Source organism: Microvirga sp. HBU67558, assembly GCF_018069605.1.
Lineage (GTDB): Bacteria > Pseudomonadota > Alphaproteobacteria > Rhizobiales > Beijerinckiaceae > Microvirga > Microvirga terrae.
Genome location: NZ_JAGPUP010000514.1, coordinates 13,261 through 35,325, shown reverse-complemented (window position 1 = coordinate 35,325; position 22,065 = coordinate 13,261). Strand labels below are relative to the sequence as shown.

The 22,065-nt window shown below is 67.2% G+C and carries 18 protein-coding genes; 8 read left to right on the top strand and 10 right to left on the bottom strand.

Annotated features, from left to right (window positions below; translation table 11 throughout):
• Positions 1-295: 295 nt before the first annotated feature.
• Both polA and KBI52_RS14280 read right to left on the bottom strand, forming a co-directional pair.
• Positions 296-3,355: a DNA polymerase I gene (polA, locus tag KBI52_RS14285; RefSeq protein ID WP_210808265.1), complete on the bottom strand. Its 3,060-nt coding sequence runs from the start codon at positions 3,353-3,355 to the stop codon at positions 296-298.
• A gap of 76 nt (positions 3,356-3,431) precedes the next feature.
• Entirely contained in the window at positions 3,432-4,640 is a 1,209-nt protein-coding gene (locus tag KBI52_RS14280; RefSeq protein ID WP_210808263.1) for an ROK family protein, read from the bottom strand.
• Between the two features lie 224 nt (positions 4,641-4,864).
• On the opposite strand from KBI52_RS14280, the gene xylF reads away from it, so the two are divergent.
• From xylF to KBI52_RS14260, 4 genes are all read left to right on the top strand, one after another.
• Entirely contained in the window at positions 4,865-5,908 is a 1,044-nt protein-coding gene (xylF, locus tag KBI52_RS14275; RefSeq protein ID WP_173946393.1) for a D-xylose ABC transporter substrate-binding protein, read from the top strand.
• A 171-nt stretch (positions 5,909-6,079) separates the two neighbouring features.
• Entirely contained in the window at positions 6,080-7,378 is a 1,299-nt protein-coding gene (locus KBI52_RS14270) for a sugar ABC transporter permease (protein WP_173946392.1), read from the top strand.
• Between the two features lie 12 nt (positions 7,379-7,390).
• Positions 7,391-8,170 (top strand): ATP-binding cassette domain-containing protein, encoded by a 780-nt coding sequence (locus KBI52_RS14265; protein ID WP_173946391.1) that lies wholly within the window; start codon positions 7,391-7,393, stop codon positions 8,168-8,170.
• 266 nt (positions 8,171-8,436) lie between these two features.
• On the top strand, positions 8,437-9,189 hold the full coding sequence (locus KBI52_RS14260) for an SDR family NAD(P)-dependent oxidoreductase (protein WP_173946390.1): 753 nt from the start codon (positions 8,437-8,439) through the stop codon (positions 9,187-9,189).
• A gap of 194 nt (positions 9,190-9,383) precedes the next feature.
• Here the strand turns inward: KBI52_RS14260 and KBI52_RS14255 are convergent, their stop codons facing one another.
• On the bottom strand, positions 9,384-10,709 hold the full coding sequence (locus KBI52_RS14255; RefSeq protein WP_247654391.1) for an MFS transporter: 1,326 nt from the start codon (positions 10,707-10,709) through the stop codon (positions 9,384-9,386).
• A 60-nt stretch (positions 10,710-10,769) separates the two neighbouring features.
• Positions 10,770-11,612: an SIR2 family protein gene (locus KBI52_RS14250; RefSeq protein WP_210808261.1), complete on the bottom strand. Its 843-nt coding sequence runs from the start codon at positions 11,610-11,612 to the stop codon at positions 10,770-10,772.
• A gap of 219 nt (positions 11,613-11,831) precedes the next feature.
• On the opposite strand from KBI52_RS14250, the gene KBI52_RS14245 reads away from it, so the two are divergent.
• Positions 11,832-12,407, top strand: coding sequence for an NUDIX domain-containing protein (locus KBI52_RS14245; RefSeq protein WP_259060352.1), 576 nt, complete (start codon positions 11,832-11,834; stop codon positions 12,405-12,407).
• A 5-nt stretch (positions 12,408-12,412) separates the two neighbouring features.
• Here the strand turns inward: KBI52_RS14245 and fghA are convergent, their stop codons facing one another.
• Both fghA and KBI52_RS14235 read right to left on the bottom strand, forming a co-directional pair.
• Entirely contained in the window at positions 12,413-13,258 is an 846-nt protein-coding gene (gene fghA / locus KBI52_RS14240; RefSeq protein WP_247654390.1) for an S-formylglutathione hydrolase, read from the bottom strand.
• Between the two features lie 14 nt (positions 13,259-13,272).
• Positions 13,273-14,385 carry an S-(hydroxymethyl)glutathione dehydrogenase/class III alcohol dehydrogenase gene (locus KBI52_RS14235; protein ID WP_173946387.1) on the bottom strand — a complete coding sequence of 371 codons (1,113 nt, stop codon included), beginning with the start codon at positions 14,383-14,385 and terminating at the stop codon, positions 13,273-13,275.
• Positions 14,386-14,512: 127 nt separating this feature from the next.
• On the opposite strand from KBI52_RS14235, the gene KBI52_RS14230 reads away from it, so the two are divergent.
• Positions 14,513-15,163, top strand: a complete 651-nt coding sequence (locus tag KBI52_RS14230; protein ID WP_315974905.1) for an MBL fold metallo-hydrolase — start codon at positions 14,513-14,515, stop codon at positions 15,161-15,163.
• 240 nt (positions 15,164-15,403) lie between these two features.
• Here KBI52_RS14230 and KBI52_RS14225 read toward each other — a convergent pair whose 3' ends face one another.
• A complete protein-coding gene (locus tag KBI52_RS14225) occupies positions 15,404-16,870 on the bottom strand; it encodes a catalase (protein WP_173946386.1) in 1,467 nt (488 codons plus the stop codon).
• Between the two features lie 93 nt (positions 16,871-16,963).
• Here KBI52_RS14225 and KBI52_RS14220 point away from each other — a divergent pair, with 93 nt between their 5' ends.
• Entirely contained in the window at positions 16,964-17,914 is a 951-nt protein-coding gene (locus tag KBI52_RS14220) for a hydrogen peroxide-inducible genes activator (protein ID WP_210808259.1), read from the top strand.
• A 36-nt stretch (positions 17,915-17,950) separates the two neighbouring features.
• Here KBI52_RS14220 and KBI52_RS14215 read toward each other — a convergent pair whose 3' ends face one another.
• Positions 17,951-19,186, bottom strand: coding sequence for a YeeE/YedE family protein (locus KBI52_RS14215; RefSeq protein WP_173946384.1), 1,236 nt, complete (start codon positions 19,184-19,186; stop codon positions 17,951-17,953).
• A gap of 355 nt (positions 19,187-19,541) precedes the next feature.
• Between KBI52_RS14215 and KBI52_RS14210 the strand changes: the two genes are divergently transcribed.
• Complete coding sequence (locus KBI52_RS14210) at positions 19,542-20,573, top strand: cysteine synthase A (protein ID WP_210808257.1); 1,032 nt, start codon at positions 19,542-19,544, stop codon at positions 20,571-20,573.
• Positions 20,574-20,634: 61 nt separating this feature from the next.
• Here KBI52_RS14210 and KBI52_RS14205 read toward each other — a convergent pair whose 3' ends face one another.
• Complete coding sequence (locus KBI52_RS14205) at positions 20,635-21,117, bottom strand: hypothetical protein (protein WP_173946382.1); 483 nt, start codon at positions 21,115-21,117, stop codon at positions 20,635-20,637.
• 128 nt (positions 21,118-21,245) lie between these two features.
• Positions 21,246-22,013, bottom strand: coding sequence for a sulfite exporter TauE/SafE family protein (locus KBI52_RS14200; protein WP_173946381.1), 768 nt, complete (start codon positions 22,011-22,013; stop codon positions 21,246-21,248).
• Between the last annotated feature and the right edge of the window lie 52 nt (positions 22,014-22,065).

Below are 22,065 nucleotides of genomic sequence, written 5' to 3'. Positions count from 1 at the left end.
GGCCATCCCGATCCGGTGAGGCGCGGCGTTCCAGACAATCGGGATCACCGGCACAGGGCCTGTGATGACGTGGAGAGGTTTCCGGGCGGCCGGGGCGGGCTCGGCGCATGCGATACGGAGAAGCGCCGCACCTCTTATCGGCGGGTGTTCCTGCGGGACGCTGAACGCCCGGACCATGACGGGCCTTCCTGGCGAATCGTGCGGCCTATCAGGGCTGCGACGAGCGATGCGCCGGCCTCAACGATGAGCATCGGATGGATCCCATCCGTGCAACTTCACTTTCGGAGCCGATGCTCTAATGCGCCTCATCCCAGTTCTGCGCCGCGCGGGCTTCCACGGCGAGGGGCACCTTCAGGGTGATGGCCGGAAAGGGGGCTTCCGTCATCACGCGGGAGATCACCGGCAGGGAGGCGTCGACCTCGTCGTCCGGCACCTCGAACACCAGTTCGTCGTGCACCTGCAGCAGCATGCGGGCGGAGAGGCGCTCGGCTTTCAGGACGTCTTCCATGCGCACCATGGCGCGGCGGATGATGTCGGCGGCGGTGCCCTGGATCGGCGCGTTGATCGCCTGGCGCTCCACGCCGGCGCGCTCGGACGGGTTGCTCGAGCGGATCTGCGGATAATGGCAGACGCGCCCGAACAGGGTCGTCACGTAGCCCTTGTCCTTACAGAACCGCTTCGTCTCGTCGATATAGGTGCGGATGCCCGGGAAGCGCTCGAAATACTGCTTGATGAAGGTCGAGGCCTCCGCGTTGCCGATGCCGAGGCGCGTGGCGAGGCCGAAGGCCGAGATGCCGTAGATGATGCCGAAATTGATGGTCTTCGCCTGGCGGCGCAGGTCCGGCGTCATCTGGTCGAGCGGCACGCCGAACATGGCCGAGGCCGTCGCCGCGTGAATGTCGACGCCTTCCGCGAAGGCGTCCTGCAGCTGCGGGATGTCGGCGATATGCGCGAGCAGCCGCAGCTCGATCTGGCTGTAATCGGCCGAGATGATCTTGTGGCCGTCCGGCGCCACGAAGGCCTTGCGGATCTTTCTGCCGGCCTCCGTGCGGATCGGGATGTTCTGCAGGTTCGGATCGGACGAGGACAGGCGCCCGGTCGTGGTGGCGGCGAGCGAGAACGAGGTGTGCACCCGCTTGGTCTCCGGATGCATGTGCTCCTGCAGGGTGTCCGTATAGGTGGATTTCAGCTTGGAGAGCTGGCGCCATTCGAGGATCTTGGCGGGCAGCTCGTGGCCGGCCTGCGCGAGCTCGTCGAGGAGCGTCGCGGGCGTCGCCCATTGGCCGGACGGGGTCTTCTTCGCGCCGGGCAGGCCCATCTTGCCGAACAGGATGTCGCCGATCTGCTTGGGCGAGCCGAGCGCGAACTTCTCGCCCGCCATCTCGTGGATCTCGTCCTCGAGCCGCGCCAGGGTCTGGGCGAAATCCCCCGAGAGGCGGCTGAGAATCTGCCGGTCGACCATGATGCCGCGCATCTCCATGCGGGCAAGGGTGTCGACCATGGGACGCTCCAGCGTCTCGTACACGGTGGCGCGCCGTTCCGCGACGAGGCGGGGCTTGAGCACCTGCCACAGGCGCAGCGTGACGTCCGCATCCTCGGCCGCATAGGCGGTGGCCTTGGAGATCTCGACCTTGTCGAAGGTCACCTTGTTCCGGCCCGTGCCGGCCACGTCCGAGAAGCTGATCGGCGAGTGGCCGAGATGGCGGCGCGAGAGCTCGTCCATGCCGTGCGAGCCCTTGCCGGCATCGAGCACGTAGGAGATCAGCATGGTGTCGTCGTAGGGCCGCACCTCGATCCCGTGGCGCTTGAACACGACCCAGTCGTATTTCATGTTCTGGCCGATCTTGAGGACGGCGGAATCCTCCAGGAGCGGGCGCAGGACGTCGAGCGCCTCGCCGACGGGGATCTGGCCCTGGACGAGGCCGCCGCCGAACAGGTTCGATTCGTCCCGGTGCTGCAGCGGCACGTAGCAGGCCTGACCCGGCTCGAGCGCCAGCGAGACGCCGACGAGATCGGCGCGGGTTGCATCGAGATCGCTCGTCTCCGTGTCGACCGCCACATGGCCCTGCGCGTGGGCCCGGGCGACCCAGTCCTTCAGGCGCTCGAGGGTGGTGACGGTCTCGTAGGCCGTGACGTCGATGGGCACCGACGAGGCTTCCGTCGCGCGCTTTCCGGCGACCTGGGAGGGCGTGCCGATGCCCTCGACGGGCCGGCGCAGGGTCGCGGTTTCCGGCAGGTCGAGGCCCGCGAAGGGATCGACCTCGCCGGTCGGCGCATCGTCCTTGCCGAAGAACGGCACCGCATCGTCGGTGGGCGCCGTCACGCCGGTGCCGTCGCCGTTGCGCTCCCAGCGGATCGCCTCGCCGCCCGGCAGGAGGCGCGGGTCGGGCTCGATCGCCGTGGGATCGGCGTCGTAGAGCTCGGCGACGCGCCGGGTCAGCGTGTTGAACTCCATGGCCTTGAGGAAGCCGATCAGCGTCTTCGGATCGGGCTCGGGCAGGCGCAGGTCGTCGAGGGGCACCGGCACCGGGGCGTCGCAATCGAGCATCACGAGCTTCTTCGACAGGCGCGCCGTATCCGCGTTGGCGATCAGGGTCTCGCGGCGCTTGGGCTGCTTGATCTCGGGGGCCCGCTCCAGGAGCGTTTCGAGGTCGCCGTATTCCTTGATCAGCTGGGCGGCGGTCTTCAGGCCGATACCCGGCACGCCCGGCACGTTGTCGGAGGTGTCGCCCATGAGGGCCAGCACGTCGCCGATCTTCTCCGGCGGGATTCCCTCCCATTTCTCGATGACGGCGGCCTCGTCCAGGTTGCGCTCGGGCCGGTAGCCCGGCTTGCCCTTGGAGCCCGATTCGAAATCGTAGAAGCACACCTTCGGGCCGACGAGCTGCATCAGGTCCTTGTCGGACGAGATGATGAGCACGTCCGCCCCGCGGGCCTTCGCCTGCTGGGTATAGGTGGCGATCAGGTCGTCCGCCTCGTAGCGCTGCAGCTCCACGGGTTCGAGCCCGAAGGCGCGGATCGCCTCGCGCATGATCGGCATCTGGACCTTCAGATCCTGCGGGGCGTCGGGCCGGTGGCCCTTGTAATCCTCGTAGAGCTCCTTGCGGAACGAGCCCTCGGACTTGTCGAGCACGATGGCGAGATGGGTCGGTCGCAGGCCCGCCGCCCCGTCGCGCATGAACTGCAGGAGCTTGGACACGAAGAGCCGCACCGCCCCGGACGGCATGCCGTCCGACGAGCGGGCATTGTACTTCTGGTCCTGGTTCATGGACTGGAAGTAGGCCCGGAAGATGAACGAGGAGCCGTCGACGAGAAAGACGTGGTCGCCGGCTTGGACGGGGCGGGATGAGGGCATAGGTCTCAGGTGTTGAGAAAATCGACCCGTAACAGATAGTGTTTTCCGAGGCCCCTGGCTACGCCTCAAGGCAGGATCAGGCCGCCTTGAGGCGCGCGAGATCGAGGTCGAGCTCGCGCAGGGCCTGCATGACGACGCCTTCCGTCAGCAGGTCCATGGAGGATTCCACCACATGGATGGCGGCGAGCGCCCTCAGCTCGGGGATGGTCTGCGAGTCGAGCGCGGCCTCGAAGGAGGGGCGCAGCAGATCCATGGCCCGGGTTCCGGGACCGCAGATGACGATGTGGTCGGGCTCGAGCGTCTGGATCAGGATCCCGACCGCGTCGCCCAGAACCTCGCCGGCGGCCTGGAAGAGGTTGAGGAGCGCCGGATCGCCCGCCCGGGCCTGCGCGACGATCGCCCCCATGGCGCCCTCGCTCGGCAGCAGCAGGGTCGGAGCCGGGCGGTGATCGATGAGCTGGGCGTCCCGGTGCAGGGCGTAGTCGGCGAGATAAGCCTCGATGCAGCCGCGCCCGCCGCAGCGGCATTGCGGACCGCTCCGGCGAAGCCGCACGTGGCCGAACTCGCTGCCGCCGAAACGGGCGCCGCGATAGAGCTCGCCCTGGATCAGAAAGCCGAGGCCCACCCCGTCGCCGACCATCAGGCAGGCGGTGCGACCGGAGCGCAGATCCGAGTTCCGCTGCGTGATGGCGAACGCCATGGCGCTGGCGTCGTTCTCGATGAGAACCGGCTTGCCGAGCCGGTCGCCGAGTCCCGAGGCGAGCGGCAGATCGCGGGCGCCGAGCACCGGGCTCCAGGCGACGATGCCGTCCTTGGTGTCCACGTAGCCCTGGCAGGCGAGCCCCACGGCCTTCACGTCGCGGGCGCCGGTCTCCTCGGCGAAGGCCGTGATCGTGCCGGCCAGCACGTCCATCAGCTCCTCCGCGCCGAGATTGCGCAACGGGCGCTCCACGTGGCGGCTGGCGCGGTTGCGCCCGGCGCTGTCCACAAGCCGCAGCTCGATGCGGTTGAACCCGGTCCAGACGCCGATCACCGAGCCCAGGGTCTCGGCGAAGTACAGGCGGGTCTTGGGCCGGCCGCGGATCAGGCCGGAGCCCTGGTCGGCGGTCTCTTCGGCCACCAGGATCCCCTCGTCGAGCAGGCTCGCGGTCAGGTCGGAGACGCTCGCCGGGCTCATGCCCAGATGCTGGCCGATCTCCACCCGGGCCATCGGACCCTCCCGGCGCAGGGCGTCGAGCAGGCGCCGGCGGGCCGTTTCGCGGGGGGAGAGGGGGAGCGGGATCATCGCGGTCATTTCTTCGAGTTATGAATAAAACAACTTCGGCATCGATGGGTATCAGACGAAAATATAAGCTCGATGGCGCTTGAAGGCGCCAATGGCTGAGATAATTATTTCCGCGCTCGAAATATAGCGCATGGCGGAGCGAGCCATTCCGTCGATCCGGTCGGATCGACAGCCTGTCATGAGCGAGGGACCTGCAAGGGAACGCAAGGTCCAGGAGGAAACCGATGCTATCGAAGAAACACGCACTCATCTCTCTTGCCGCCCTGGCGCTGTCCGCCACCGCGGCCTTCGCCCAGAAGGGCCCGGTCGTCGGCGTCAGCTGGTCGAACTTCCAGGAAGAGCGCTGGAAGACCGACGAGGCCGCCATCAAGGCCGCCGTCGAAAAGGCCGGCGGCACCTATGTGTCGGCCGATGCCCAATCCTCGCCGGCCAAGCAGCTCACCGACATCGAGAGCCTCATCTCCCGCGGCGCCAAGGCGCTGATCGTGCTGGCCCAGGATTCCGACGCGGTGCGTCCGGCGGTCGAGAAGGCCATCGCCGAGGGCATCGCGGTCGTCGGCTACGACCGCCTCATCGAGATTCCGCAGGCCTTCTATCTCACCTTCGACAACGTCGAGGTCGGCCGTCTCCAGGCCCGCGAAGTGCTGAAGGTCAAGCCCGAGGGCAACTACGCGTTCATCAAGGGCTCGGGCTCGGATCCGAACGCCAACTTCCTGTTCCAGGGCTCGATGGAGGTGCTCAAGCCCGCCATGGATTCCGGCAAGATCAAGAACGTGGGCGAGGCCTATACGGACGGCTGGCTCCCGGCCAACGCGCAGCGGAACATGGAGCAGTTCCTCACCAAGAACAACAACAAGATCGACGCGGTGATCGCGGCGAATGACGGCACCGCCGGCGGCGCGATCGCGGCCCTCGCCGCGCAGGGCCTTGCCGGTTCCGTGCCGGTCTCCGGCCAGGACGCCGACAAGGCGGCCCTGAACCGGGTGGCGCTCGGCACGCAGACCGTCACGGTCTTCAAGGACGCCCGCGAACTCGGCCGCAACGCCGCGGAGATCGCCGTCCAGCTCGCCGGCGGCAAGAAGCTCGGCGAGATCCAGGGGGCGAAGCCCTGGAACCTCGGCCCGAAGAAGCAGAACATGACGGCTCTGTTCCTCACGCCCGTGGCGATCACGAAGGACAATCTCGACGTGGTCATCAATGCCGGCTGGGCGTCCAAGGACGTGGTCTGCCAGGGCGTGAAGGCCGGCAGCGCGAAGGCCTGCAACTGATCTGACGCTGTCATTTCGGGGCGCGCCGATGGCGCGGGCCCGGAACCCGTGACCGCCGGCATGGATGGATCAGGCGCATGATCGCGCCTCTCCTCAACGCCTCGTGGTCCCGGGTTCCGGGTTCCGCTTCGCGGCCCCGGAATGACGCTTTTCGCAGAACGAGTGATTCCCATGACCGCACCCGTCGCCACCGCCGCCCCGCCGCCGAGCGCCGCTTCCGGCTCGCTCCTGTCGAAGCTCGAGATCGACGTCCGCATGCTCGGCATGCTGGCGGCGCTCGCCATCATCTGGATCGGGTTCGACATCCTGTCCGGCGGCGTCTTCCTGACCCCGCGCAATCTCTGGAACCTGTCGGTCCAGACCGCGTCCGTCGCCGTCATGGCGACCGGCATGGTTCTCGTCATCGTGACCCGCAACATCGACCTGTCGGTCGGCGCGATCCTGGGCGTGGTCGGCATGATCATCGGCGTCGCCCAGGTGCAGTGGCTGCCGGCCTATCTCGGTCTCGAGCATTGGCTGACGGCGCCGCTCGCCGTGCTGATCGCCCTCGTGGCCGGCGGGCTGATCGGCCTGTTCCAGGGCTGGCTCATCGCCTATCTCGGCATTCCCTCCTTCATCGTGACGCTCGGCGGCCTGCTGGTCTGGCGCGGCGCCGCCTGGTGGGTCACGACCGGCCAGACCGTCGCCCCCATGGACACCCGCTTCAAGGCCTTCGGCGGCGGCGTGGAAGGCGCGCTCGGCGCCACCACCACCTGGTTCATCGCGGCCGTGGCCTGCGGCCTCATCATCGTGGGCCTGGGCCTGACCCGCCGGCGTCGTCTGCGCTTCGGATTTCCGGTGCGCCCCGGCTGGGGCGACGCGGTGATCGCCGTCGTGGCCTGCGGGGTCGTTCTGGCGACCGCCGCGATCTTCAACGCCTATCCCATGCCGATGGGATCGGCCCGGACCTGGGCCGAGGCCCGCGGCATCGCCTGGCCCGAAGGCGGCCTGTTCATCTCGCAGGGCGTGGCCCTGCCGGTGCTGATCGCCATCGTGGTGGGGCTCGTCATGACCTTCATCGCCACGCGCCGGCGATTCGGGCGCTACGTGTTCGCCATCGGGGGCAATCCGGAGGCCGCCGAGCTCTCGGGCATCAACACCCGCTGGACGCTCATGAAAGTGTTCGGCCTGATGGGACTGCTCTGCGGCATCTCCGCCTGCATCTCGACCGCGCGCCTCAATGCGGCGACGAATGCGGCCGGTACCCTCGACGAGCTTTACGTGATCGCCTCCGCGGTGATCGGCGGCACGTCGCTCGCCGGCGGCATCGGCACCATTGCGGGCGCCATGCTCGGTGCCCTCGTCATGCAGTCGCTGCAATCGGGCATGGTGCTGCTGGGCGTCGACACGCCGCTGCAGAACATCGTGGTCGGGGCGGTTCTCGTGCTGGCGGTCTGGGTCGACAGCCTCTATCGCCGCCGCCTCAAGTAAGGAAAGCGCATCATGCACACGAATGGAACGACGCCTCTCGTCGAGATGCGCAACATCTCCATCGCGTTCGGCGGCATCAAGGCCGTGGACGGCGTCTCGGTCGATCTGCGTCCCGGCGAGGTGGTGGGCCTGCTCGGCCATAACGGCGCCGGAAAGTCGACCCTGATCAAGATCCTGTCCGGTGCCTACAGGCCGGATGCGGGCGAGATCTACGTCAACGGCGAGCATGCGGACATCGCGACGCCCCGCGACGCGAAGCGCTACGGCATCGAGACGATCTATCAGACGCTGGCGCTCGCCGACAACATCGACGCCGCCGGCAACATCTTCCTCGGGCGCGAGGTTCTCACGCCCTACGGGACCCTGGACGACGCCACGATGGAGGCCGAGACCCGCAAGGTCATGGCGCGCCTCAACCCGCATTTCCGCCGCTTCAAGGAGCCCGTGAAGGCGCTCTCCGGCGGCCAGCGGCAATCGGTGGCGATCGCCCGGGCGATCTATTTCAACGCGCGCGTGCTCATCATGGACGAGCCGACGGCGGCGCTCGGCCCGGCCGAGACCCAGCAGGTCGCCGACCTCGTGCTGCAGCTGAAGAAGGAGGGCATCGGCATCTTCCTCATCAGCCACGACATCCACGACGTGTTCGGCCTCGCCGACCGGGTCAGCGTGATGAAGAACGGCAAGCTCGTGGGCTCGGCGAACGTGCAGGACGTCACCCAGGACGAGGTGCTCGGCATGATCATCCTCGGCAAGTGTCCGCCCGGCGCGACGCCGGGGCCGGGCGCGAGCTGACCGGGCGCACGACCTCTTCCCGCTGCGGTGCGAGATCGTTCGATTGGAGAGCACCGTCCCGTCATGGCCGGGCTTGTCCCGGCCATCCCGATGATGAAAAGCGCAGCGCCTCACTCAATCGAGATCACCGGTACAAGACCGGCGATGACGTGGTAGGAAGAACGTGTCGATTTCGAGCAAGCGTAGCGCGCCGGCTTTGTGACCCAACCCATACTTCCTCCCCGCATCGGGGAGGGGAGAAAACCAAGGCAGATTGAGAGAGATTCATGGCCCAGACGACTTACGGCTCCCTGAACGGCAAGACCGTTCTCATCACCGGCGGCGCCAGCGGCATCGGCGAGAGCATCGCACGTTCCTTCCATGCGCAGGGCAGCAAGGTGGCGATCCTCGACTACAACGCCGAGGCCGGCCAGGCGCTCGCGAAGGAGCTCGGCGAGCGCGTGCATTTCGAGCATAGCGACGTGCGCGACATTCCCGCCTTCCAGGCGGCGATCCGGCGGGCGAGCGACGCGCTCGGGCCGATCACCATCCTGGTCAACAACGCGGCCCGCGACGACCGCCACACCATCGACCAAGTGACGCCGGAATACTGGCGCGAACGCTTCGCCACCAATCTCGATCACCAGTTCTTCGCCGCCCAGGCGGTGCTGCCCGACATGGAGAAGGCGGGCGGCGGCTCGATCATCAACATGGGCTCCACGAGCTACATGGTGAGCGACGATTCCTTTGCGGCCTACAAGACGGCGAAATCCGCCGCAATCGGCCTCACCCGCGCTCTTGCCCGTGAACTCGGGCCGAAGAACATTCGCGTCAACTGCCTCGTGCCGGGCTGGATCATGACCCAGCGCCAGATCGATCTGTGGCTCACGCCGGAAGGCGAGACGGAGCTGCTCAAGCGCCAATGCGTGAAGCGCAAGCTCGTGCCGCAGGACATCGCCAACTTCACGCTCTTCCTCGGCTCGGACGATTCCAGCGCCATGTCGGCGCAGACCTATCTCGTGGACGGTGGCTGGGTCTGATCGCGGGCGCCTGATCGGCCCGTCATGGCCGGGTTTGCCCCGGTGCTGCCGCGGAGACTCGACACGCGGCCCGCCCTAACCTTTCCACGGCATGGCCGGCCTCGTGCCGGCCATGCCGATTCAGATGGGCGCAACGCCTTTCACATAGGGATCACCGGGACAAGCCCGGTGATGACAAGCGCGGAACAAATCCCTCACGCCCGCGACCCCGCGCCCGCCGGCACGGCCGCCAGTTCGTCGGCGGCGCGTCTCTCCTCGACCGTCTTCATGGTGTCCCGGCGTACGACGAGGCACAGCAGGACCAGAGGGATGCCGATGCTGGCCGTGGCCGTGAAGAGCAGCGGGTAGCCATAGGCGTCCACGACCGCTCCGGATGCGCCGCCGATGAGCTTGCCCGGCAGGGCATAGAGAGAGCTCAGGAGGGCGTATTGCGTCGCGGCGAAACCCGGCGAGGTGAGGCCGGACATATAGGCGATCAGGGCGGAGCCGGCGAAGCCTGCGGCGAAGTTGTCGACGCTGATCGCGAGGATGAACAGCAGCTTGTCGGCCCCTTCCATCGCCAGCCAGGCGAACATCAGGTTGGACGAGGCCGCGATGACGGCGCCGATCAGCAGCGTCCACCACAGGCCCAGACGCGTGAGGGCCAGGCCGCCCGCGAAGGCCCCGATGATGCCGACCCAGATGCCGTAGAGCTTCGACACGTCGGCGATGTCCGCCTTCGAGAAGCCGAGATCGATATAGAGCGGATTGGCCATGACGCCGGCCACGAAATCCGGCAGGCGGAAACAGGCGATGAGCGCGAGGATCGGGATCAGCATCGGACCCTTGCGCTGGAACAGGTCGGTCAGAGGCTCGATGACGGCCGCCGCGAAGGGCACGTGCTGACGGGCGGCGCTCTCGTCGACCCGCGGCGAGAGAAGCGTGCCGACGAGGCCGACCCCCATGAGGGCCGCCATGGTCCAGTAGGCGCTTCGCCAGTTCACATATTCCGCGATGTAGAGCGCGCCTGCGCCGGCGCAGATCAGTGCCAGGCGGTAGCCGAGCTGGTAGGAGGCGGCCATCATCCCCTGGCGCTCGGTGGCCGCGACGTCGATGCGCCATCCGTCGACGACGACATCCTGGGTGGCGGACGCGAAGGCGACGAGCAGGGCCGACGCCACGGTCAGCCCGAGGCTGGTCTGCGGATCGCTGGACGCGATGCCGACGAGCCCCACGGCCACGACGATCTGCGACAGGGCCATCCATCCGCGCCGGCGTCCGAGCAGGCGCGACAGGACGGGCGCGTCGTATCGGTCGACGATCGGGGCCCAGAGGAACTTGAAGGAATAGGCCAGCGCCACCCAGCTCAGCATGCCGATCTCTGTGCGGGAGATCCCGGCCTCCCGCAGCCAGGCCGAGAGGGTGCCGAACACGAGGAGAAAGGGCAGACCCGAAGAAAACCCCAAGGGCAGCATGAGCGCGATGCGCCCGTCGGTCAGAACGTCGCGAAGGGACAGACGGCGTTTGGATGCGGCGGCCATGGGATCATCTTGGAAGCGAAAAGGGCCGCCACATTGGCACACCGCGAGGCCGAAGCACAATCAGGCGCAAGCCCCGTCCTCTTCGACAGCCTTATGAAGCTTGGCCAGGAAGGTCTCGAGCGCTGCTTCGGGCTTGCACTCCTTCTCGGTCAGGACCTGAAGGCCCCATTGCTCCAGAACCGCCTGCTCGACCGGGTTGGGGCGCAGCATGAACACATAGGATTGCGGCCGGTCGCGCTCGTAGCCCGAATCCGCCCAGGTCTTCCAGAGCCGGTGCATGAGGAAGCGGATGTTGAGATCGGTCATGCTGTAGCCGATGAACAGGATCGTCTTGCCGAGCGCATCGGAGCGGAACTTGATGTCGAGGGGGGATTCGAACGAGAGACGCTCCAGATAATCGGTTTCCGCGATGACGATGGAGCCGTCGTCGTCGAAATCGCCGTGGTATTTGACGATCTGCGTCACGTCCTCGTGGATTCGGGCCACGTCCTTGGCGTTGACGATCTTGACGTAGTCCTTGCCGTACAGGTCGTACGAGCTTTCCAGGTTGCGGTCGAAATTCGTCGTGTAGATGATCGGGAAGTCGAGCTTGCAGATGAGCTCGTGCACGCGGGATGTCTTCAGAGCCTCCTCCGGTATGGTCCAGTTCCGGTCCATCCAACTGCGCAGGGGGCCGATGCTGCCCTGCTTGAGGCGGTAATATTCCGCCAGCGTGAGATAGTTGAGGTCCGTGCCCCGGAAGTCGGTCAGGTCGATCTCCAGCTCCTGCGCGATATGTTCGATCAAGGTGCTCCAGGAGGGCAGGCCGACCGTCATGGACACGCCGGCACCCGCAAACAGGATGGCCTGTCTTTGCCTGATGGCCTCAACCAAACCTTCCAGCACGCCACTCTCCTTCAGCATCGCCTGCTCCTAACGCTCGAACAGGGCACTCTGCTTCAGCGGGGCTTGAGGGATAACTTTCGGGGCTTCGCGTGTTGTCTCTGAAGCATCGGACCCAAAAGTGGGTCTGCTTTCGGGTCCGATGCTGCTTCTCTTGGCTGGCGCATCGTGCGGAAAACCGGGTCCCCTTTTCCGCACGATGCCCTAGCTTTTCGCATCATCGAACGGAGATATCAGGACGTGGCAGGCTACCGGATCCGACAGGTCGAAACCGTTTATGACGGCTGGCGCAAGCTTCTCAAGGTCACGGTCGAGATGCCGGATGGGCGCACCATGACGCGGGAGGTTCTGAACAGCACCGATGCGGCCGCGGTGCTCCCCTACGACCCGCGGGCCCGTACGGTCATCCTGATCCGGCAGTTCCGCGCGCCCGTCATGCACGTGGAAGGCCATCCGGACTTCCTGGAGGCCGTGGCGGGCCTGCTCGACGGGGACGCGCCGGAGGTCTGCGCCCGGCGCGAGGCCATGGAGGAGGCGGGTCTTCGCATCGGCGGCCTGGAGCCGGTCGGGACGGTCTGGTCGGCGCCCGGCATGACGACGGAGCGGCTGCACCTGTTCCTGGCGCCCTACGGGGCGGCCGACCGGGTCGGCGAGGGCGGCGGGCTCGCGGAGGAGCACGAGGAGATCGAGGTGCTGGAGCTCGGCCTCGACGAGGTCGTGCGCCTCCTGGAACAGGGCGCCATCGCCGACATGAAGACCCTGGCCCTGGTCCAGGCGCTGCAGCTCCGGCATCCGGAGCTGTTCGGCCGAGACTGAGGACGCTACGGCCCCAGGCGCTCCGCGTGCCAGCGCAGGTGGTCCTCGATGAAGGTCGCGATGAAGAAGTAGGAGTGGTCGTAGCCGTCCTGCATCCGCAGGGTGAGGGGCTGGCCGGCGCGCGCGCAGGCCTCCTCCAGGAGCCGGGGCTTGAGCTGGCTGTCCAGAAAGCCGTCGGCCGTGCCCTGGTCCACCAGCAGGTCGGGAAGGCGCGCGCCGCCCTCGATCAGCGCGCAGGCATCGTATTCGCGCCAGGCCGAGCGGTCGGGCCCGATGTAGTGCGTCAGGGCCTTCTCGCCCCAGGGGCAGTTCATGGGCGAGGCGATCGGCGCGAAGGCCGAGATGGCCTTGAAGCGTCCAGGATCGCGCAGCGCCAGGGTGAGTGCCCCGTGGCCGCCCATGGAATGGCCCGTGATGCCCTGGCGGGTCATGTCGGCCGGGAGAGCCTCGGCCACCAGACCCGGCAGCTCGCGCTCGAGATAGGAGCGCATGCGGTAGTTTCTGGCCCAGGGCGCCTCGGTGGCATCCAGGTAGAAGCCCGCGCCCAGGCCGAAATCGTAGGCGCCTTCGGGATCGTCGGGCACGCCCTCGCCCCGGGGGCTGGTGTCGGGCGCGATCAGGATCAGGCCGAGTTCCGCGGCGACCCGCTGCGCGCCCGCCTTCACGGTGAAGTTCTCCTCCGTGCAGGTGAGCCCGGAGAGGAACCACACCACCGGCACCTTGCCGGTCTCCGCCTGCGGCGGAACGAAGACGGCGAGCCGCATGGGCGTGCCGGTTTCCCGCGAATCGTGACGGTAGACGAACTGCGTGCCGCCGCAGCAGCGCGACTGCGAGACGGTCTCGAAACTCAACGAACCGGTCCCCATCAGTAGACGATGACCGAGCGGATCGACTTGCCCTCGTGCATGAGGTCGAAGGCGGTGTTGATCTCCTCGAGCGGCATGGTGTGGGTGATCAGGTCGTCGATGTTGATCTTGCCCTCCATGTACCAGTCGACGATCTTGGGCACGTCCGTGCGCCCGCGCGCGCCGCCGAAGGCCGTGCCCTTCCAGACGCGCCCGGTGACGAGCTGGAACGGCCTTGTGGCGATCTCCTTGCCGGCTTCCGCCACGCCGATGATGATGCTCTCGCCCCAGCCGCGGTGGCAGCATTCGAGCGCCTGGCGCATCACGTCCGTATTGCCCGTGGCGTCGAACGAGAAGTCCGCGCCGCCGCCGGTGAGATCGACGATCGCCTGCACGACCTTGTCGTTGCCCACTTCCTTCGGGTTGACGAAGTCGGTCATGCCGAACTTCTTCGCCATCTCGGCCTTGGCCGGGTTGATGTCGACGCCGATGATCCTGTCGGCCCCGACCATGCGGGCGCCCTGGATCACGTTGAGCCCGATGCCGCCTAAGCCGAACACCACCACGTTCGCGCCGGGCCACACCTTCGCGGTGTAGATCACCGCCCCGATGCCCGTCGTGACGCCGCAGCCGATGTAGCAGATCTTGTCGAAGGGCGCGTCCTCGCGCACCTTGGCCAGCGCGATCTCCGGCAGCACGGTGAAGTTGGCGAAGGTCGAGCAGCCCATGTAGTGGAACACGGTCTCGCCGTCGCAGCGGAAGCGCGAGGTGCCGTCGGGCATGACTCCCTGGCCCTGCGTGGCCCGGATGGCCGTGCACAGGTTGGTGCGGCGCGACAGGCAGGATTTGCAGTTGCGGCACTCGGGCGTGTAGAGCGGAATCACGTGGTCGCCGACTTTGAGCGTGGTGACGCCGGGCCCGACCTCGCGCACGATGCCCGCGCCCTCATGGCCGAGGATCGCCGGGAACTTGCCCTCCGAATCGAGGCCGGACAGCGTGTAGGCGTCGGTGTGGCACACGCCCGTCGCCATCACCTCCACGAGCACCTCGCCGGCCTTGGGACCCTCCAGGCGGATGGTTTCGACGGTGAGCGGCTTGCCAGCCTCCCACGCCACGGCGGCCCTGGTTTCCATGCTCTTGTCCTCGCTGTGATTCGGTGCCGGGACTATGTGAAGCCCCGTGAGGGAAGGTCAAGTGAAGCGGCTTCCCAGACCCGGCGCGAGGGCCTATGTCTGCATCACGCCCAAGAAGGAGCCCGTCGTGCCCGACATTCGCGCCGCCATCATCCCCGTGACGCCCTTCCAGCAGAACTGCACCCTGCTGTGGTGCGAGACAACCAAGAAGGCCGCGGTGGTCGATCCCGGCGGCGATGTCGACCAGATCCGCGAGGCCATCGCGCAGACAGGCGTGAGCGTGGAGAAGATCATTCTCACGCACGGCCACATCGACCATGCGGGCGGCGCGGCCGAGCTGCGCGAGGCTCTCGGCGTTCCGGTCGAAGGCCCGCACGAGGCGGACCGCTTCCTGCTCGATAGGCTTGCGGAACAGGGGCAGGCCTATGGCTTTCCAGCCCGCGCGGTCACGCCGGACCGCTGGTTGAACGAAGGCGACACGGTCACCGTCGGCGATCTCACCCTCGACGTGCTGCATTGCCCCGGCCACTCGCCGGGAAGCGTCGTGCTCGTGTCGCCCAAGGAGCGCTTCGCCCTCGTGGGCGACGTCTTGTTCCAGGGCTCCGTCGGCCGCGTGGATCTTCCCGGCGGCGACGGCAAGGCGCTGATCGCCTCGATCAAGGACAAGCTGCTGCCGCTCGGCGACGACATCACGTTCATCTGCGGCCACGGTCCCATGAGCACCATCGGCCAGGAGCGGCAGACCAACCCGTTCCTGCAGGGCGAGGGATTGCTCTGACGCAGGATGGCTCGCGCGTCATCGTCCCCGCTCTCACGCCATCACCGGCACAAGGCCGGTGATCCCGGTTGTTTGGAACGCCGAGCCCTTCCAACCGAGATGGCCGGGACAAGCCCGGCCATGACGTGGAGGTGGGTGTATCGGCCTCTCAGGATAAGGCTTTGGTTCTGCGATCCTGGAAAGACAAAACGGCCCGGGATCGCTCCCGGGCCGCTTCCTGTTTGCCCCTACGGCTTTTGTTTATTCCGCAGCCTGGATCATCACGGCGCCCTTGAGGCCCATGCGGTCCGCCACGCCGAGGCCGTAGGCCTTGTCGGCGAGGTAGAAGTGCACGATCTGGCGCTTCACGATCGCCTCGGGCACGCCCTGCATGGCTTCCGCGATGTTGTCCATGAGCCGGTCCTGCTCGTCCGGCGTCATGAGGCGGAACAGGTCGCCCGGCTGCCGGTAATCGTCGTTGCCGGCGCGGTGATCGTAGCGGTCCGCATCGCCCGAGATCTTCAGCGGCGGCTCGGCGGCGCGCTGCGTCTGCACCGGACCGTTGAACGAGTTCGGCTCGTAATAGGCGTCGCCGCGGTTGGGGATGTCGAACAGCATCGAGCCGTCCGCATGGTAGTGATGGACCGGGCAGCGCGGACGGTTCACCGGCAGCGCCTCGTAGTGGGTGCCGACCCGGTAGCGGTGCGCGTCCGCATAGGCGAAGATGCGGCCCTGCAGCATCTTGTCCGGCGAGAAGCCGATGCCGGGCACGATGTTCGACGGCGAGAACGAGGATTGCTCCACTTCCGCGAAGTAGTGCTGGGCGTTCCGGTTGAGCTCGAGGATGCCGACCTCGATCAGCGGGTAATCCGCATGCGGCCACACCTTGGTGACGTCGAACGGATTGTAGGAGGTCTTCTCCGCGTCGGTCTCGGGCATGATCTGGACGCAGAACTTCCAGCGCGGGAAGTCGCCGCCCTCGATGGCCTCGTAGAGGTCGCGCTGGGCGCTCTCGCGGTCCTTGGCCACCACGGCCTCGGCCTCGCGGTTGGTCCAGGTCCTGATGCCCTGCATGGACTTGAAGTGGAACTTCACCCAGAAGCGCTCATCGGCCTCGTTGATGAACGAGTACGTGTGCGAGCCGAAGCCGTGCATGAAGCGGTAGCCCTGCGGCAGACCGCGGTCCGAGAACAGGATCGTGACCTGATGCAGGGTCTCGGGGCTGAGCGACCAGAAATCCCACATGGCGGTGGTCGAACGCAGGTTCGTGGCCGGATGGCGCTTCTGCGTGCGGATGAAGTCGGGGAACTTCACGGGATCGCGCACAAAGAACACCGGCGTGTTGTTGCCCACGATGTCCCAGTTGCCCTCGTCCGTGTAGAACTTCAGCGCGAAGCCGCGCACGTCGCGCTCGGCATCGGCCGCGCCGCGCTCGCCGGCGACCGTCGAGAAGCGCAGGAAGACTTCCGTCTGCTTGCCGATCTCGGAGAAGACCTTGGCCTTGGAATATTGCGTGATGTCGTTGGTGATCGTCAGGGTGCCGTAGGCGGCCGAGCCCTTGGCATGGACCACGCGCTCGGGAATGCGCTCCCGGTTCTGGTGCGCGAGCTTCTCGATCAGCTGGTAGTCCTGGAGGAGCAGCGGCCCGCGCGCCCCGGCCGACAGGCTGTTCTGGTTGTCGGCGATCGGCGCGCCGGCCGTGGTGGTCATGGTGGTTGGCTTCGTCATGGTCGTCCCTGTTGAATGCCGCGCACGATGCCGGGGAGTGGCGATAAGGTCCAATTGTATTGATTACAAATTGCGATCAGATATTCTTATCGCATGGTGACCTTGCGGCAGTTACGTTACTTCGAAGCCCTGGCTCGGACGAAGCATTTCGGCATGGCGGCCGATCAATGCTCGGTCACGCAGCCGGCGCTGTCCATGCAGATCAAGGAACTCGAGCGGGAGCTCGGCGTGGAGCTCGTCGAGCGCCGGGGCAACGCCATTGCGGTCACGCCGACCGGGCAGGAGATCGCATCCCGGGCCGAGGCGATCCTGAACCAGGTGCGCGAGCTCTCCGACTTCGCCCGCCAGCATCAGGGCGTCCTGACGGGTGCGCTGCGCCTCGGGATCATTCCGTCGATCGCCCCCTATCTGCTGCCCGCGATCCTGACCGAGGTGGCCCGGCACTACCCGGCCCTCGACCTCCAGATCCGCGAGACGCAGACCGGGGCGCTGGTCGAGGAGCTGGTGCGGGGCGATCTCGACGCGGCTCTTCTCGCGCTGCCGATTCAGCAGCCGCAGGTGGAGACCATGGCGCTGTTCGACGACCGCTTCCTGATCGCCGTTCAGAGCCAGGCCGCCCAGGGCTGGGCGGACAGCGACCTGCGCACCCGCATCGGCCAGGAGCGCCTGCTGCTCCTGGAAGAGGGGCACTGCCTCAGGGACCAGGCCCTGCAGTTCTGCCACATCGCCAACATGCAGGCCCGCAGGGCCCTCGGGGCGGCGTCGCTCACCACCATCATGCAGATGGTGGCGGCCGGCCACGGCATCACGCTTCTTCCCGAACTCTGCGCCCAGGCCGAGGTCGACCGGCAGCGAGTCGCGCTCATCGAATTTCCCGAGGACGCGCCCATGCGCACGGTGGGCTTGGCCTGGCGCCGCACCTCGACCCGGAAGAGCGATTTCATGGCCCTGGGCCACCTGATCCGGTCGATCAGGCAGCCGGATGCAGGACTGCCTGCCGAAGCAGGAGCGCCTGCTGAAGCAGGACCGCCTGTCGCTCCTTGATGCAAAGGGGCTGAGCGGATCTCAGCCCCTTGCCGATCAGCAGCCGGTGAGCTTCACGCGCTCCACCTCGAGGCCGAAGAGCGGGCGCAGGCGCGTGCCGAGGACGTTGCCCGCAAAGGCCGCCACGAGCCAGACCCAGCCGTGGAAGCTCCCGGACGCGATGCCCGAGAAATAGGCCCCGATGTTGCAGCCATAGGCGAGCCGCGCGCCGTAGCCGAGGAGCAGGCCGCCGACGACGGCCGCGACGGCGGAGCGTAGCGGGACCTTCCAGGTGGGCGCGAAGCGGCCGGCCAGGGAGGCGGCCAGGAGCGCCCCGAGGATGATGCCGAAATCCATCACGGTCGTGACGTCGTTGAAGATGCTGCTGTTGAGCGCGGCCCGGTTGGCCGGGCTCGACCAATAGGGCCAGCTCGCCACGTCGAACCCGATGGCGGCGGCGATCTTCGAGCCCCAGAGGGCGAAGGCCGAGGTCACGCCCCAGGGCCGGCCCGCGAGATAGAGCGTTACGAAGTTCAGGAGCGCCAGGGCGACCGCGCCCGCCACCAGGGGCCAGGGCCCGCGGGTGAAGCGGGCCAGGCCGTGACGCGGGGAGGGGGCCGGCTGCACGAGCTGGCCGTGGCGGCGCTTCTCGAGGACCACGGTCACGGCCGCGATGAGCGCGAAGACCGCGAGCTGCACGGCCAGGGCCGTCCAGGGCCCCCAGGCCTTGACGATCGAGATTGCCGGCAGGCTCGGAAGCGCGGTCCACCAGTGCAGATGCGCGGCCCCGATGGCGGAGCCCGCGATGAAGGCCGCCAGGGTGATCAGCATGCGGGTGGAGCCGCCGCCGACCGTGTAGAGCGTGCCCGACGCGCAGCCGCCGCCCATCTGCATGCCGATGCCGAAGATGAAGGCGCCGAACACCACCCCGATCCCCGCCGGCGACACGTTGCCGGCGACGGGCTGGCCGAAGAGCGTGCCGGAGGCGAGCACGGGGAAGAACAGGATGGACGCGATGGCCAGCATCACCATCTGGGCCCTCAGGCCTTCGCCGCGCCGGTCCGCGATGAAGACGCGCCAGGCCGAGGTGAAGCCGAAGGCCGCGTGGTAGAGCACGAGCCCGAGCGCCGCGCCGAGCACGTAGAGCGCGGCCTGGCGCGGATTGATGACGGCGCCCAGGAGGGCCGCGCCGCCGAGGATGCCGGCTGCGGCGGCCAGGGAGGCCGGGGCGTTGATGGTCAAGCTTGCACGGTTTCCGACGGAAAGAGGCGAAGCCACGGCAGAGCTGGACATGGGCGCTCCTGAGCGTTCGTGAATGCGTTACGGATCGGGATCCCGGAGCTCGGCCAGAATCACACTCGCTCGTCGTCACCGGCCTCGTGCCGGTGATCCCGATGAAACGCGCTGCGCCTCACCGTGTCCGGATGGCCGAGACAAGCCCGGCCACGATGGGGGAGGGTTGTTCCTGGCCAACATCCCGGATCCCAAGAGCCCAACAATGTGGTTCGGTATAAAGAACGTCAAGGATTGTATTTTCTTTTTTAATCACATAAATTGTTTGTGAATATGATCCGTGAATTGTCAGGCCGATGGGTTTAAACCCGTTCTCCCATCCAACGACGACGTCTCGCAGCCCGCAGGGAGTGCCATGACCATCCAGCCCGACGTTCCCGCCGCCATCGGCAACACGCCCCTGATCAAGCTCCGCCATGCCTCCGAAGCGACCGGATGCACCATCCTGGGCAAGGCCGAGTTCATGAATCCCGGCCAGTCGGTGAAGGACCGGGCCGCCCTGTTCATCATTCAGGACGCGGTGAGGCGCGGGACCCTGCGTCCGGGCGGCGTCATCGTGGAAGGCACGGCCGGCAATACCGGCATCGGCCTGGCGCTGGTCGCCAACGCGCTCGGGTTCAGGACGGTGATCGTGATCCCGGACACGCAGAGCCAGGAGAAGAAGGACATGCTGCGGCTCGCGGGCGCCGAGCTCATCGAGGTCCCGGCCGTGCCCTATGCCAATCCCAACAACTACGTGAAGGTCTCGGGCCGTCTGGCCGAACGCCTCGCGGCGTCGGAGCCGAACGGGGCGATCTGGGCCAATCAGTTCGACAACGTGGCGAACCGGCAGGCGCATATCGAGACAACGGGGCCGGAGATCTGGGAGCAGACATCCGGCAAGGTCGACGGCTTCATCTGCGCGGTCGGCACGGGCGGCACGCTGGCGGGCGTCGGCATGGCGCTGAAGGAGCGCAACCCGGACGTCCGGATCGGCCTTGCCGACCCGATGGGCGCGGCCCTCTACAGCTACTACACGACCGGCGAGCTCAAGGCCTCGGGGTCGTCCATCACGGAGGGCATCGGTCAGGGGCGCATCACGGCCAACCTGGTCGATGCGCCCATCGACGTGGCGTTCCAGATCCCCGACGAGGAGGCGGTGCCGATCGTCTTCGATCTGCTGCAACACGAGGGCCTGTGCCTGGGGGGATCGTCGGGCATCAACGTCGCGGGCGCCATTCGCCTCGCCCGGGAGCTCGGGCCCGGGCACACCATCGTGACCGTCCTGTGCGATTACGGCACGCGCTACCAGTCCAAGCTGTTCAACCCGGATTTCCTGCGCGGGAAGAACCTGCCCGTCCCGGCCTGGCTCGAGCGGCCGAGCGCGATCGATCCCGGGCTCGTGTAGACGCAAGCATCGTGGGACAGGCGCCGCGTCCGAGAGGCTTCGGCGGCGGCGCCTGACGCGGTCAGGCCGCCGAGGAGGTGGCGGTTTCCGAACCCGTCGGAGGCGTGGTGCTGGACGAGCCTTGCGACGAGCCGGTCTCGTCGGAGCGCTGCTGCGGCCGGCTGAGATTGGCCGGGGAGCGGTTGGTCGTGGCCGCCGTCGCGGCCGTGGCCATGGCGGGCTTCTGATTGACCGCGTGGAGGTCGGCCTGGATGCTCTCGATCAGGTCGGCCAGCCAGGTCTCGCCGTTCTGGACGCGTTCCCGAAGCGCCGATCGCGCGATGTCGAGCTTGGCGGAAATCTCCATGGTGGTGCGCGACGGCAGGCCGCTGAAATCCTGCTCGATGGCGGCGAGCTCGCGCACGAGCTCGTCGCGCAGCCCGCGCTGCTCGTCGGCCATGATCAGGGGCGAGTTCAGCATGCCGCGCAGGGCGGCCCATCGCAGGCCGAGGGCGCTGACCGATTGCGTTCCGTCGAGTCCTGAGAGGTGTTGGGATTCGGCCACGAGCATTTCCTTTTCGCGAGACTTGAGAATCGAGACGTCGCAGGAAGGAGCATGGTTGTGGCGTCAATCGGGCAGCCGCTTCCGAAAGGCCGCCCGGCCGCGTGCAATTTCGAGTATGGTTAGCGAATTCACCAGATAAAGAAATACAGTGTCAGGACCGCCCCGACCGCGATGACGAGCCAGCGGATGACGCTGGCCGGCAGGCGGCGCCCGAAGACCACGCCGAGATAGCCGCCGATCACCGAGGCTGCCCCGACGATGAGGGTTTCGGGCCAGCTCACGAGGCCGTTGGCGATGAACAGCACCACGGCGACGAGCTGGATCAGCGTCGAGCACAGGTGCTTGGCGGAATTGATCAGGTGGAAATCGTCGCCTTCGGTGATGGCGAGGGCTGCCAGCATGACGATGCCCATGCCGGCGCCGAAGAAGCCGCCATAGGTCGCGACGCCCGTCTGGAACGCCAGGCCCGCCGCCCAGGCCTTCGTGGACGGGTGATGCCCTTCCTGCTTGCCGATCGCCCGGGCGAGCGCCACGATCTTCGGGCTCGCGGCGAAGAGCAGGGTGGCGAACAGCAGCAGCCACGGCACGAGCTGCCGGAAGGCGTCGTTGTTGGTGACCGTGAGGATGTAGGCGCCGATCACGCCGCCCACGAGGCTGACGATTCCCAGAGCCGCGAAGCGCCTCGCATTGCGGGCGAGTTCGCGCCGGTAGGCCCAGGCGCTCGAGAGATTGGCCGGCGTGACCGCAACCGCGCTGGTCGCGTTGGCGACCACGGGCGGCAGGCCCGCGGCTACGAGGGCCGAGAAGGTGAAGAAGGTGCCGCCGCCCGCGATGGCGTTGACGAGGCCGGCCGCAAGGCCCGAGGCGGCGAGGAGCGCCGCAGTCGATAGGTCCATGATGGTGATCTGACGGAGGTGCCAAGCAGGAGGGTTGAGGAGGCCCGGCCAT

What these genes read in the sequence shown, in the direction of transcription:
- polA (WP_210808265.1), bottom strand. Translation starts at nt 3,355, where the DNA reads ATGCCCTCATCCCGCCCCGTCCAAGCCGGCGACCACGTCTTTCTCGTC.
- KBI52_RS14280 (WP_210808263.1), bottom strand. Translation starts at nt 4,640, where the DNA reads ATGATCCCGCTCCCCCTCTCCCCCCGCGAAACGGCCCGCCGGCGCCTG.
- xylF (WP_173946393.1), top strand. Translation starts at nt 4,865, where the DNA reads ATGCTATCGAAGAAACACGCACTCATCTCTCTTGCCGCCCTGGCGCTG.
- KBI52_RS14270 (WP_173946392.1), top strand. Translation starts at nt 6,080, where the DNA reads ATGACCGCACCCGTCGCCACCGCCGCCCCGCCGCCGAGCGCCGCTTCC.
- KBI52_RS14265 (WP_173946391.1), top strand. Translation starts at nt 7,391, where the DNA reads ATGCACACGAATGGAACGACGCCTCTCGTCGAGATGCGCAACATCTCC.
- KBI52_RS14260 (WP_173946390.1), top strand. Translation starts at nt 8,437, where the DNA reads ATGGCCCAGACGACTTACGGCTCCCTGAACGGCAAGACCGTTCTCATC.
- KBI52_RS14255 (WP_247654391.1), bottom strand. Translation starts at nt 10,709, where the DNA reads ATGGCCGCCGCATCCAAACGCCGTCTGTCCCTTCGCGACGTTCTGACC.
- KBI52_RS14250 (WP_210808261.1), bottom strand. Translation starts at nt 11,612, where the DNA reads ATGCTGAAGGAGAGTGGCGTGCTGGAAGGTTTGGTTGAGGCCATCAGG.
- KBI52_RS14235 (WP_173946387.1), bottom strand. Translation starts at nt 14,385, where the DNA reads ATGGAAACCAGGGCCGCCGTGGCGTGGGAGGCTGGCAAGCCGCTCACC.
- KBI52_RS14225 (WP_173946386.1), bottom strand. Translation starts at nt 16,870, where the DNA reads ATGACGAAGCCAACCACCATGACCACCACGGCCGGCGCGCCGATCGCC.
- KBI52_RS14220 (WP_210808259.1), top strand. Translation starts at nt 16,964, where the DNA reads ATGGTGACCTTGCGGCAGTTACGTTACTTCGAAGCCCTGGCTCGGACG.
- KBI52_RS14215 (WP_173946384.1), bottom strand. Translation starts at nt 19,186, where the DNA reads ATGTCCAGCTCTGCCGTGGCTTCGCCTCTTTCCGTCGGAAACCGTGCA.
- KBI52_RS14210 (WP_210808257.1), top strand. Translation starts at nt 19,542, where the DNA reads ATGACCATCCAGCCCGACGTTCCCGCCGCCATCGGCAACACGCCCCTG.
- KBI52_RS14200 (WP_173946381.1), bottom strand. Translation starts at nt 22,013, where the DNA reads ATGGACCTATCGACTGCGGCGCTCCTCGCCGCCTCGGGCCTTGCGGCC.